Source organism: Croceivirga thetidis (genome assembly GCF_012272815.1).
Lineage (GTDB): Bacteria > Bacteroidota > Bacteroidia > Flavobacteriales > Flavobacteriaceae > Croceivirga > Croceivirga thetidis.
This window is the reverse complement of record NZ_JAAWWL010000003.1, coordinates 150618-163381: the sequence shown is the minus strand read 5'-3', so window position 1 is coordinate 163381 and position 12764 is coordinate 150618. Positions and strand designations below refer to the sequence as shown.

The window sequence follows — 12764 nt, the reverse complement described above, 5'->3', positions numbered from 1 at the left end:
GCCTAACTAATTTTATGGTGCTATGGAAAAAGAGTTTTCTGAGAGGGAATTGGACCGCATAATTGAAATGGCTTGGGAAGATCGTACGCCCTTTGAGGCAATCACATTCCAATTTGGAATATCTGAACAAGAAACCATAGAAATCATGCGCCGAGAAATGAAACCAAGTAGTTTTAGAATGTGGCGCGCTCGCGTTCAAGGTAGAAAAACGAAGCATTCAAAATTAAGGGGTCAAGGTGTTGACCGATTCAAGTGTTCCAGGCAAAAACACATTTCAGGCAATAAGGTTTCTAAAAGATAAACTAGTCAAAAATTTCATTGAGTATACGAGCCAGTCGAAATCCACCTTTTCGTAAACGTTCAAATAATACGGGATTGAATTCATACCCATAATCATACCCTAATTTTTCTCCGACCTGCACCGACCCATATATATCTGCCGCCAAAACGTGCGATTCTTCGAGCCAATCAACTACTGTCCCCTCTTGTAGTCTTTTACGTTCTTTCTTTTTGGTTATTCGATTCAGTTCATCACCCAATTCATAGTAGCTCATCCCATAGGTTTCCAACATATTGGTATCCCAGACTCTATGAATATTTGAACCTTGACCGAACCACTGTACCTGAATATCATTTCCACCGCGATCTTCTGCTCGGCCTGCATGTAATGGTTGATGTAAATCACCTATTAGATGTATCAGAAATTTTAAATGGAAGACCTTATCACCCCTTGTTGCATTTTTATCTGTCAGATAGCGTTTACAAGTTTCAATAGCTGTTATGATATCTCCCCTTTCATCTTTTGTTGATTCTGTATACGTTCTATCTAAAGGATAATTCACAAAATGCCAATTGAAATAAGCCCTAAAAGCGTTATCCGATTTTATTTCATCAGCATAAGTGGAGGCAAAAGCCAAACTATGCCCATCAAGTAATTCATTTATGGCCCTTTTGGCCTTTCTGGTCAAGTGCTTCTCAGCTAAATGGCCGATTACCCGGTGTCCTTTTCTACCCCATATCATATTGGCGTTTGCAGTAATGGAAAATAGAAAGATGACGACAAAAATAAAACGCATAGCACAGAGTTTTGGCAAAAATAATCTTAACCCAGTCAAATTCCGATTCTAAACCATTTCCATTTCAATTAAAATTTGAAATTAATTTTTTTTAATATATTTATGATATCATTTTAATATCATATCAAATTATAAGCCATGGAAAACGAAAAAATAGTAACCCCGCTTAATGGGTATTTTATGTTCTTTTTTAGCTTACTTCTATTTTTTGGGGGTATAGCGATGATTATCAATACCAAATCACCTTGGTTTGGTATTTCCATATTTCTTGGGATTGTGGTAGCCGCAGGGCTAGTTTTGGTCAACCCAAACAGTTCACGGGTGTTGCTTCTTTTCGGAAAATATGTGGGTACTATTAAAAAGAATGGTCTCTATTGGGTCAATCCGCTTTTCTCTAAACGGAAAATATCCCTTCGGGCCAGTAATTTTGATAGTGAACGTCTCAAGGTCAATGATAAGCTAGGGAATCCGGTAATGATAAGTACCATTTTGGTATGGCGCGTAACCGACACCTATAAGGCGGCGTTTGATGTGGATGATTATAAGAACTTTGTTCGGGTACAGACAGATGCCGCAGTTCGAAAACTAGCGAGTATGTATCCTTATGATAATTTCGCTGATGAAGGTATTGAAGAAGATATTACCCTCCGTTCAAGTGTTAATGAAGTAAGTGAAGCACTCGAAAAAGAAATTCAGGACCGTTTGGAAATGGCCGGAATCGAGGTTCTTGAAGCCCGGATAGGATATCTTGCTTACGCCCAAGAAATCGCCAATGCAATGTTAAAAAGACAACAAGCAACAGCAATTGTTGCTGCGAGACATAAGATTGTTGAAGGCGCAGTAAGTATGGTTGAAATGGCGCTGGATGAATTGAATGAAAAAGACATTGTTGACCTCGACGAAGAACGAAAAGCGGCAATGGTCAGTAACCTTATGGTTGTGTTATGTTCTGATAAAGACGCATCACCTATTGTAAATACAGGAACCCTAAATCATTAAAATGCGAGAATTTAAAGAAACACAATGGTTCAGTCAGTGGTGGATGCAACTTATTAATTTTGGTCTATTAGGGCTTTTGGGTTATTTCTATTATCAATGGTATGTAGCTAAAGAAGCTGTTGACAAGGTAGGGGTCGATGATACCACCGGTCAGATAATTGTAACAGTAGCTCTGCTAATAGGTTTTGGGATTACATATATCTTTCGTTTATACACCAGAATTGACGAAACCGGAATTCATTATAAATTCTTTCCATTCCATTTCACTGAGAAATCCATTTCATGGTATGATGTTGAAAAATGCCATGTAAGAAAATATCAACCGATTACGGAATACGGTGGTTGGGGCATTAAATTTATGCCAGGAGGTGGCGGAAGGGTTTATAGTACCAAAGGCAATATGGGCGTACAACTTGAATTAAAGAATGGAAAAAAAGTGCTGTTTGGTACTCAAAAACCAGAGGAAGCCCAAAAAATCTTAGGTAAATATTTTAAGAATTGAGCTATGAAGGAATACAAAGTTGTGAGTTGGAAAATGAGCCTAACTGGTAATAGTAAACGATTAGAAGATACTTTGAATGAATATGCCAAACAAGGTTGGCGTTTGGTTCATGTCTATGAAAATACCGCCAGTGTAATTTTTGAAAGGGATAAAAACAGATGAAAAATCTATTCTTGCTATTTTTCTATGGCTTTTTTGGTTTAATTCATGGCCAACAATTAATTGTGGAATCAATTTCATTGACGAATAATGAAATTCAACTTCCTGGTGAACTGACTTTACCTAAAACCGCCAAAAAAACACCTCTAGTCATATTTGTTCATGGCTCTGGCAATGTTGACCGTAACGGTAATCAAGAACCAGTTATCAAGGCCAATTATATCAAACTTCTAGCAGATAGCTTAAATAAAAAGAGTATTGCTTTTTATCGTTTTGACAAGCGAACATCGGTAAAAGAAAACCGTTCGAAACTGGGTTATATTCAATTTGAAGATTTTGTGTCAGATGTCAAACAGGTCATTGAACATTTTAAGAAGGATGACCGGTTTTCAGGTATTCATTTGATTGGCCACAGTCAAGGTTCTCTTGTCGCAATGTTGGCTTCCGATTCAAATGTAAAAAGTTTTGTTTCATTAGCCGGTCCTGGTGAATCCATTCAAAAATCAATCGTTAGGCAGATTTCAGCACAGAATACGGAATTGGGAAAAGCAGCTAAATTACATATGGATGAATTAATGGAAACGGATACCATTCAAAATGTGAGTCCCTTGTTATTTCAAATTTTCGCACCGCAAAATCAGAAGTTTTTAAAAAGTTGGATGGCTTATGACCCTGCTGAAGAAATCAAAAGTTTAAAAAAACCAGTATTGATTGTGCAAGGCGAAATGGATTCACAAATTTCATTGCATGATGCTAACCTACTGATGTCAGCGTGCTCAAAAATTAATAGTGGTTTTGGAGCACCAGCTTCTTTGCTCAAGATTCCTGATATGAATCACATACTAAAGTCAGTTTCAAATGAAATTGAAAATCAAGCTTCATATTATGACCCAAGTTTTGAACTTTCAAGCAAATTAATTGATGGCTTAACAAATTTCATCCACTCCAATGGCTAAGAAAAAAGCATTTGCACTTCGATTGAATGAGGATATGCTCAAGGCACTTGAAAAATGGGCAGCTGATGAATTCCGCAGCACTAATGGCCAAATCGAATGGATACTCATGAAATCACTTAAAGAGGCTAAACGTGCACCTCGGCCCAGAACAAATGACGATGACTAGGTTTTGGGATTTTTTTAACTCCACTTCGCTCTAAATTAGCACGGCTAATTCAGATGCTTTCATGACCCAAAAATACTTGTGCGTTTTACTTCTCTCAGTTACCTCTTTTTGTATTGCACAAAACCAGAACAAAGCCTTTACTGTAAAATATATTGATTCCAAAATCACCTTAGATGGCAGTTTGGATGAATCGGTTTGGGAAACTGCAGAAAGTGCCCAAGACTTTCGACAGTACTTCCCCACGGATTCGGTTCCGGCCATACAACAAAGTGATATTAAAATGCTATACGATGCAACTACGCTTTATATCGGAATTACGGTATATGCCGCAGGTAACGACTATGTTGTTCCAACATTACAAAGAGATTTCAGGGCTGGTGGCAGTGATAACATAACTCTGATGTTCGATACATTCAATGACGGCACCAACGCATTTTTATTTGGAACCAATCCTTTCGGGGTAAGGCGCGAGGCCTTAGTTTCGAATGGCGGAACAACGTTAAGTGGATTTACCACATCTTGGGATGTTAAATGGAAGGGTGAAACCAAAATGTATGATAAATATTATGTTTCTGAGTGGGCAATTCCATTGACATCATTCAAATTTAAAGAAGGGGAAACCAAATGGCGATTCAATAGTTATCGTTTTGATGTACAATCAAATGAAAGCAGTACCTGGATGCAAATCCCCCAAAACCAATTCATCTTTAATTTGGCTTTTATGGGTGATATGGTCTTTGAAAAAGGGTTGGGTAAGTCTAGAACACCATTCACCCTTGTGCCATACGTTAATGGAATATCCTTACGGGATTTTGAAAACAATACCTCTGAAAACAAAGTGAAAGTCGGCGGGGATGCAAAGGTGGCCATTGGTAACGGAATGAACTTGGACATCACCGTAAACCCTGATTTTTCAAATGTTGAAGTTGATAACCTAATTATAAACACCACGAGATTTGCGATTGCCCTACCCGAACGCCGGCAGTTTTTTATTGACAATGTTGACCTATTTGGAACTTTTGGAAGCCAACGCGATGCCAACCCTTTCTTCTCTAGAAGAATTGGAATTGCTGAAAATGCTGATGGTGAGACTATTGAAAATCCTATAATCGCTGGCTTTAGACTTAGTGGAAAGCTGAATGAAGACTGGCGTTTGGGCGTATTGAATATTCAGACTGAGGCAGACGAAGAAAATGAAATAACGAGCAATAACAATACGGTCATAGCCGTGCAGAAGAAAATGTTCTCACGATCCAACTTAAGCTTCCTTTTCATTAATAGGGAAACCTTTGGAGATTATGATTTTCTAGATTCAACGGACAGGTACAACCGTGTTGTTGGCTTAGATTACAATTTGGCCTCAGCGGACAATACTTGGGTCGGAAAGTTCTTTTATCACAAGTCTTTTGCCAATGAAATTGGTAATGCTAATGATGCTGCTGGGGCAACATTGGAATATTTTACCAAAAACTTGAATTTAGGGTTCAGAAGTAGTTATGTCGGAGACGACTACAGGTCAGACCTGGGATTTGTACGAAGAAAGGACATAATAGCCCTGCGGCCATATGTAGAATATAATTTTTGGCCAGAAAACAGTAAACTTATTCGTCATGGTTTCCGATTTGGACCTAATGCGATTTTCAGGCCAACATTGGATTATCAGAATACTGATTATACCATTTTTTATTCCTGGGATGCCCAATTTCAGGGACAAGAAGAAATTGGGGTACGGGTATTTGACCGCTATACTTTTTTGGTCAACCCTTTTGATCCAACAAGTACGGATGGAGCGATAGAGTTGCCAGCAGATTTTGGGTACCACTACTTATCCGGTGAAATCGGATTTCGCTCAGATAGGCGAAAGGTTTTTTCATACGATATGGAAGTTGGCTATGGTGAATTTTACAATGGTCATAGAAGTACCTTCGAAGGCTCTGCAACGTTACGGTTACAACCTAAAGTTTTGCTCTCTTTAAGTTTAAGGTATAATGGTATTGATTTACCAGAACCGTTTCCAAGTGCTGATATTTGGCTGGTGAGTCCTAGGGTTGAAATCACGTTTAATAAGTCTATTTTTTGGACCACCTTGGTCCAATATGGTAGCCAAAGTGATAATCTTGGTATCAACTCAAGATTACAATGGCGATTCGCTCCATTATCTGATTTATTCATCGTTTATAACGATAATTATTTCGTGAACAATTTCATGCCACGAAACCGTTCCATCAATTTAAAATTGACCTATTGGCTCAATATTTAGGGCTTAATTTTTGGCATTTTTTTAACGACGGTAGGTAGTACTTTTGCCCAGCTAATTCAAACTTTCTTCATGGGTAAATTCTACTCAGCACTCTTTGGTTTTTTTGTTTTCTTCTGTTCACTGGCACAAGATCAAAATCAAGGTCAAGACCAAAAAAAATCGTTTGTTGTCAAGTTCATTGATGGGGCAATAAATCCTGATGGAATTTTAGATGAAGAAATTTGGGCATTTGCCGAAGGGCCTAGTGGATTTCAACAATACTTTCCTACCGACTCGGTATTGGCCGAAAAGCAGACCGAAATCAAAATGCTGTACTCAAATACCCATTTGTACGTAGGTATCAAAGGGTATGCTGAGGGTCCAAACTACAACACTAGGTCACTACAACGCGACTTTAGGGGTGGAGGTATCGACCAAATCAGTTTGGTCTTTGATACCTTTAATGATAACACCAACGCTTTTCTATTCGGCATAAATCCCTTTGGAGTTCGTAGGGAAGCACTCATAACCGGCGGTGGTGGGGAGTTTGGTGGATTTACCACTTCGTGGGATGTCAAATGGAAAGGAGACGCCAAAATTTACGAGGACTATTTTACGGCCGAGATGGCCATACCATTGACTTCGTTCAAATTCAAGGAAGGAGAGACCAAATGGCAGTTCAACAGCTATCGTTTGGACATGCAAACTAATGAACGAAGTACCTATGCCAAAATTCCCCAAAACCAACCCATTTTTGGCTTGGCGTTTATGGGGGATATGATTTTTGAAAAAGGACTCGGTAAGTCAAGAACACCGCTTGCTTTTATACCCTACGTGAATGGAATAGGTGCTAGGGATTATGAATCTGATTCAGACTTGAGTAATTTCAAAGTTGGCGCAGACGCAAAGATTTCAATTGGCAATAGTTTAAATCTTGACCTAACGGTTAACCCAGATTTTTCTACTGTCGAGGTCGATAACTTTATTACCAACCTCACCCGATTTGAAGTAGCGTTACCCGAAAGAAGACAGTTCTTTGTTGACAACAATGACCTATTTGGCGATTTTGGTGGCGGTCGTGATGCCAACCCATTTTTCTCAAGAAGAATAGGAATAGCGTCAGATACTGCAGGTAACACTATTGAGAACAGGATAATTGGCGGGCTACGCCTAAGTGGAAAAATCAACAGAAACCTACGTCTTGGGTTTTTAAATATTCAGACCGAAGAAGATTCGGGCAATGAAATCCCATCCAACAATAACATGATGTTGGCTCTTCAACAGAAGATGTTTTCAAGGTCGAACTTAGGTTTCTTTTTCATTAACCGTCAGGCCATTGGCGCATCAGATTTTCTCCCTGAAGATGAACAATACAACCGTGTTATCGGATTGGATTACAATTTGGCGTCCGCCGATAATAGTTGGATTGGTAAGGTCTACGCCCATAAATCGTTTCAACCCGATAATAATGATGGCAATTATTCACTGGGCTTCAACATTGGAAAGAACACCCGTTATGTAAACGCTTTTTTGGATATAGTTTCCATTGACGAAGATTTCAACTCAGATTTGGGCTTTATACCTAGAAAGGACATTTTTAAAATGGCCAATATTGTACAGGGTAATTTTTGGCCAAAAAAAGGTAAAATCAACCGCTACCAAGCTGAAATTTTTAGTGTGGTTACCTGGCGTCCCAGTTTAGACTTTTTGTATTCCGACTATTTTCTCAATGCAAATGTAGGAGCAAATTTCAATACATTGGAAGAAGTAAGGGTAGGTTTCCAAAAGAGGTTTGTCTTTCTTGTTAACGATTTTGAGCCAACCGGTGTTGATGGTGCCATACCTTTGCCCGGCAATACAGGATACCATTTTAATAACGTTAGTCTTTCTTTTGAATCTGATGAACGTAAACTTTTCAATTTCAGGATTGAACCCAGCTTTGGCCAATTTTTTAATGGTAACCGATATTCTGTAGAAAGTCGTTTCAACCTAAGGTTTCAGCCAAAAGTTGAATTAGGCCTAAGCATGCAATATGACCATCTTGAACTACCTTCTCCCTACTCCACAACTGATATTTGGTTAATTAGCCCACGGGCCACAATAACATTCAGCAAATCGGTTTTCTGGAGTACATTGGTACAATACAGTAACCAACGTGACAATTTGGGTATCAATTCAAGATTACAATGGCGTTTTGCTCCACTTTCAGATTTGTTCATTGTATACAACGACAATTATTTCGTCGATACGTTCATGCCGCGAAGTCGGTCGATTAATTTAAAGCTTACCTATTGGTTGAACATCTGATGCTTAAAGGGTTTTTCTATATTTGAGAAAACCTAAAGTAGATGAACCAACTACCCTTAACCGATGATACCGTTATTTTCGGCCTATTAGCTCTTTGCCTAGGATTTGTTTTCTATACCTCATCAATCAAATCTGGCTTCTGGAAGAAATTCTACACCTTCATTCCAACAGTATTAATGTGCTATTTGCTACCGGCCATTTTGGCAAGCAGTGGATTGGTTTCAGAGAAGGATTCGAACCTATATTTTATAGCCAGTCGCTATTTGTTACCTGCAGCTTTAATACTAATGACACTAAGTATTGATTTAAAGGCAATAGCAAATTTAGGTTCGAAAGCATTGGTCATGTTTTTAACAGGAACTGCTGGCATCGTAATTGGCGGTCCCTTAGCCATTTTAATTGTATCCATTTTCTCACCTGAAACAGTAGGTGGTGCTGGCCCAGATGCCGTATGGCGGGGTCTATCAACTATAGCTGGTAGTTGGATTGGTGGTGGCGCAAACCAAGCCGCAATGCTGGAGGTTTTTGAATACAATCCTGAGAAATATGGTGGCATGGTATTAATAGATATTGTGGTTGCCAATATTTGGATGGCCCTATTGTTATTGGGTATTGGGCGAAAAGATAAAATTGATAAATGGCTCAAAGCGGATAATTCTTCTATTGAAGAACTAAAGGTGAAGGTTTCCGAACATACAGCGAAAATTGCAAGGGTCACTAGTTTACAGGACTTTATAATGCTACTTTTTTTCGCTTTTGTTGGGGTTGGTATAGCTCATTTTTTAGGTCACCATTTTGCGGAGTTTTTGGAAGCTAATTTTGAGGTCATTCGAAATAAGGAAAAAGTACTTTCTTCTTTGGGCTCAAAGTTTTTATGGATGGTTGTCTTCGCAACGGCTTTTGGCATTGCACTTTCTTTTACGAAAGCTAAAAATTATGAAGGTGCCGGTGCCAGTAAAATAGGTGGCATGTTCATCTACATTTTGGTGGCTACCATTGGTATGAAAATGGACTTGGGCCGTGTTTTGGAAAACCCTGGATTGATTGCCATTGGTTTGATTTGGATTAGCATTCATGCTGGTTTATTGATTCTGGTTGCCAAACTTATCAAAGCGCCTTACTTTTTTATGGCCGTAGGTAGTCAGGCCAATGTAGGTGGGGCTGCTTCAGCTCCGGTAGTGGCCGCAGAGTTTCACCCTTCATTGACATCAGTAGGTATTTTGTTGGCAGTTTTTGGTTATGTGGTTGGTACTGCAGGGGCCTATCTGTGTGCCTTGCTTATGGAAGTTGCTTCTCAAGTTTAGAATTTTCAGTTAACCTGTGGTTGTAATCAAATTGTGACTGAAAAAAAATGGATTATTAGTGTTAATTGTAATCATTCAAAATGAAAATAGATAAAATACTGTTATTGCTTTTCATTTGTATACTTAGTGCGTGCAAGCCTGAAAAAGGAAACAGAGAAAATAAGCCTATTCCAAAAGAAATCACTGCTTTAGAAGTAGTTGAAAATGCAATCAAAAAAGCCGGAACCTTGGAAAAATGGAAAAGAATGGCTTCGCTAGAGTATACCAAGAAATCAAAGCTGATTTTGGAAAATGGTCAGATTGAATCTGATATCACACAACGTCACCATTACCAATTTAGACCTGAAAAAAATATAAAAATATCGTGGGTTACTGAAAAGGATAGTTTCTTAATAGTTCATAATGATACCATTTCCCAAAAATTCAAAAATGGCAAATTAATCGAAGAAGGTGATAAAGTAAAATCTACAGTTAATAGCGCTCTTTACGTAATTGGAATGCCATTTAAACTTTTGGATAAGGGTACTAAATTAAATTATGAAGGATTGACCTCGCTCAACGGAATTGATACTGTTCATACCATTACCGCTACCTATGCACCAAATAAATTTCAAAATCATTCTACTCAAGATGATTGGTGGTATTATTTTGATAAGAACAATTGGGCATTTATAGGTTCAAAGGTCTATCACGAACCTACATACGCCTTAATTGAAAATATGTCAATGATTGCTAAAGAAGGGCTTATTTTCCCTGCCACCAGAAAAAGCTATAGGTGCAAAGAATCTGGGGAAAAGGTATTTCTTAGAGCAGAGTTTTGGTATTCGGACTATGAGATTGAATTTCTAGAAGAGTGACTGGCAAATTTCTAATTCAGGGACTAATAATAGCTTTGCCCCCTTCATAAAAGAGTATATTTTAGAGTAATTGAAAAAATTCTTGATTTAAATCTTTTAGCGATATTTGCCGTTCAAAATTTCATATGAAAAAGAAATTACTCTGCTTAATGACTATCGGTTTGGTCATTCTTTCTTGCCAGAAGAAGACATCTGAAGACCTGATGACAGTCTCAGGAACTATCGAGGGATTGAAAAAAGGGCAACTTTACCTTCAAAAGGTAATTGACTCTAACTTAGTTTCTGTTGATTCCATAGAGTTTCGCGGTAATGGTGATTTTACGTTCTCACTTAATGTTGAAGAACCAGAAGTATTCTATTTGTATTTAGAAAAGGCGGATAATAACAGTATAAATGATAGAATAACCTTCTTTGGTGAAAAAGGTGAAATTAATGTCCAAACTGCCTGGAATACCTTTGAACCTGGTGCTGAAATAACGGGTTCTAACAGTCATGAGAAATACATGGAATTTCAAGACATGCTATCTAAATTCAATTTAGTGGATTTAGAATTAATGCAAGAAGGCCTTAAAGAAGGAATACAAGCAGACTCTCTCAAAGCTGACTCTTTAATAAAACTAAGTGAAGTGAATTTAAGACGTAAATACCGATACATTATCAATTACGCCTTCAATAATTTGGATACCCCTGTTACCCCTTATTTAATGTTGTCACAGGCCAAAGATGCAAATCCTAAATATCTGGATTCGATTGTCCGGTCACTACCGGACTCCATTGCACAAACGAAATATGGAAAGGCCCTTCGGGATTATGTAGCTAAACTCTAGCTATTTGCTCAACTTGTTCAATTCTTCGATTAAACCTGTCGCCTTAGATTCCAGGTCTTCGCGTATAGATTTAAAGTGGGCTTTATTATTTTCCACCCCTTTAGCATGAACCTTTTGCATAAGGTCATCGAAAGCACCAATCGCTTTGTCGATTAGGGCATTGCCTTCTTCAGATTCTTTATTTTTTGTATTGGCTTCCCATTTGTAAACAGCCTCAATAAAATCACCCAACACAAAATTGATATCCTTCTTTAGCTCTCTTATACTAGCCATGATGTAGATTTTTAATAAAAATACAAACTAAATAGTAACTTCTAATAAAGTTACATCTGTAGTAGCTATATCAATTTTGGTTGATGCGGCGGGTACCAAAATCGTCTCCCCTTTTTGAATTTCAACGTCTCCCCAATCGTTGCTAATAGATGCGCTGCCTTTTACACACATGAAGATTGTAAAAGAATCCCTGTTACTAACATCAATTGCTATATTCTTGGCCAAGTTTAAATATTCAGTTTTAAAATACGGACAATCAACCATAGGGTTGACCACGTCGGTAGTTTTGCTGTAGGACACTTTAAAATCCTCCTTCTTTTTGTAATCAATAGCATCAACAGCCAAATCGGTATGTAGTTCACGAAGGTTACCGTTTTTATCCCTGCGATTAAAATCAAACACTCGGTAAGTAATATCCGAGGTCTGTTGAATTTCAGCAAGCATTACACCTGCACCAATGGCATGTATTTTTCCTGTATTTATAAAGAACGTATCTCCCTCAGAAACCTCTTCATAATTCAGTAAATCCAAAAGGGTATCATTTTCCAAGCTTTCGACATAATCCTGTTTTTCAACGTCCTTGTTAAATCCAACAATCAATTTCGCACCTGGGTCTGCGTCCATAATGTACCACATTTCCGTTTTCCCAAAAGAATTATGACGCTCCTTCGCTAAATCGTCATGCGGATGTAATTGAATCGAAAGGTCCTGTTTGGCATCAATGAACTTTATCAATATGGGAAAATCGTTACCGAACCTATCAATAACACTTTGCCCCATTAAATCAGGTCCATATGAATCGATTAATTCTTGAAGTGAGCTACCGCTTAATTCACCATTTGATACAACGGAAACATCGCCCTTTACTGCAGAAAGTTCCCAACTTTCGCCAGTGGTATCGGTTTCACTTGGCTTATCAAATAACTTTTGAAGCTTGTCACCACCCCAAAGGCGGTCTTTCATTATAGGTGCGAACTTAAAAGGATAGAGCTTTGCCATATTGTGTAATTAATTTCTTACAATCGTAAAACGCTAAAAATCAAGTGAAATTATACGGATTTGAAAATTTGAGGATTAACGGACTGATATTAAATAATAA

The 12764-nt window shown here is 38.1% G+C and carries 14 protein-coding genes; 11 read left to right on the top strand and 3 right to left on the bottom strand.

What is annotated here, in order from left to right; genetic code table 11:
- Positions 1–22 precede the first annotated feature (22 nt).
- Positions 23–301, top strand: a complete 279-nt coding sequence (locus HCU67_RS16000; protein ID WP_168553669.1) for a TIGR03643 family protein — start codon at positions 23–25, stop codon at positions 299–301.
- A 1-nt stretch (position 302) separates the two neighbouring features.
- Here the strand turns inward: HCU67_RS16000 and HCU67_RS15995 are convergent, their stop codons facing one another.
- The gene (locus tag HCU67_RS15995; protein WP_168553668.1) at positions 303–1076 is read right to left on the bottom strand and encodes a S1/P1 nuclease; all 774 of its coding nucleotides are present in this window, start codon (positions 1074–1076) and stop codon (positions 303–305) included.
- Between the two features lie 138 nt (positions 1077–1214).
- Here HCU67_RS15995 and HCU67_RS15990 point away from each other — a divergent pair, with 138 nt between their 5' ends.
- From HCU67_RS15990 to HCU67_RS15945, 10 genes are all read left to right on the top strand, one after another.
- Entirely contained in the window at positions 1215–2075 is an 861-nt protein-coding gene (locus tag HCU67_RS15990; RefSeq protein ID WP_168553667.1) for an SPFH domain-containing protein, read from the top strand.
- A gap of 1 nt (position 2076) precedes the next feature.
- Positions 2077–2577 carry a hypothetical protein gene (locus tag HCU67_RS15985; RefSeq protein ID WP_168553666.1) on the top strand — a complete coding sequence of 167 codons (501 nt, stop codon included), beginning with the start codon at positions 2077–2079 and terminating at the stop codon, positions 2575–2577.
- A gap of 3 nt (positions 2578–2580) precedes the next feature.
- Complete coding sequence (locus tag HCU67_RS15980; protein WP_168553665.1) at positions 2581–2739, top strand: DUF4177 domain-containing protein; 159 nt, start codon at positions 2581–2583, stop codon at positions 2737–2739.
- A complete protein-coding gene (locus tag HCU67_RS15975; protein WP_168553664.1) occupies positions 2736–3692 on the top strand; it encodes an alpha/beta hydrolase family protein in 957 nt (318 codons plus the stop codon). Before HCU67_RS15980 ends, HCU67_RS15975 begins: the two co-directional genes overlap by 4 nt.
- A complete protein-coding gene (locus HCU67_RS15970; protein WP_168553663.1) occupies positions 3685–3858 on the top strand; it encodes a type II toxin-antitoxin system antitoxin in 174 nt (57 codons plus the stop codon). The genes HCU67_RS15975 and HCU67_RS15970 overlap by 8 nt, the downstream gene beginning before the upstream one ends.
- A 61-nt stretch (positions 3859–3919) precedes the next feature.
- Positions 3920–6118, top strand: a complete 2199-nt coding sequence (locus HCU67_RS15965) for a DUF5916 domain-containing protein (RefSeq protein ID WP_168553662.1) — start codon at positions 3920–3922, stop codon at positions 6116–6118.
- A gap of 69 nt (positions 6119–6187) precedes the next feature.
- Entirely contained in the window at positions 6188–8404 is a 2217-nt protein-coding gene (locus tag HCU67_RS15960) for a DUF5916 domain-containing protein (RefSeq protein WP_246865819.1), read from the top strand.
- A 41-nt stretch (positions 8405–8445) separates the two neighbouring features.
- Positions 8446–9708 carry a DUF819 family protein gene (locus HCU67_RS15955; protein WP_168553661.1) on the top strand — a complete coding sequence of 421 codons (1263 nt, stop codon included), beginning with the start codon at positions 8446–8448 and terminating at the stop codon, positions 9706–9708.
- A gap of 80 nt (positions 9709–9788) precedes the next feature.
- On the top strand, positions 9789–10565 hold the full coding sequence (locus HCU67_RS15950) for a hypothetical protein (protein WP_168553660.1): 777 nt from the start codon (positions 9789–9791) through the stop codon (positions 10563–10565).
- A 125-nt stretch (positions 10566–10690) separates the two neighbouring features.
- Positions 10691–11392, top strand: coding sequence for a DUF4369 domain-containing protein (locus HCU67_RS15945; RefSeq protein ID WP_168553659.1), 702 nt, complete (start codon positions 10691–10693; stop codon positions 11390–11392).
- Here the strand turns inward: HCU67_RS15945 and HCU67_RS15940 are convergent, their stop codons facing one another.
- Entirely contained in the window at positions 11393–11665 is a 273-nt protein-coding gene (locus HCU67_RS15940) for a hypothetical protein (protein ID WP_168553658.1), read from the bottom strand.
- Between the two features lie 27 nt (positions 11666–11692).
- Positions 11693–12664 (bottom strand): type I phosphomannose isomerase catalytic subunit, encoded by a 972-nt coding sequence (locus HCU67_RS15935; protein ID WP_168553657.1) that lies wholly within the window; start codon positions 12662–12664, stop codon positions 11693–11695.
- Between the last annotated feature and the right edge of the window lie 100 nt (positions 12665–12764).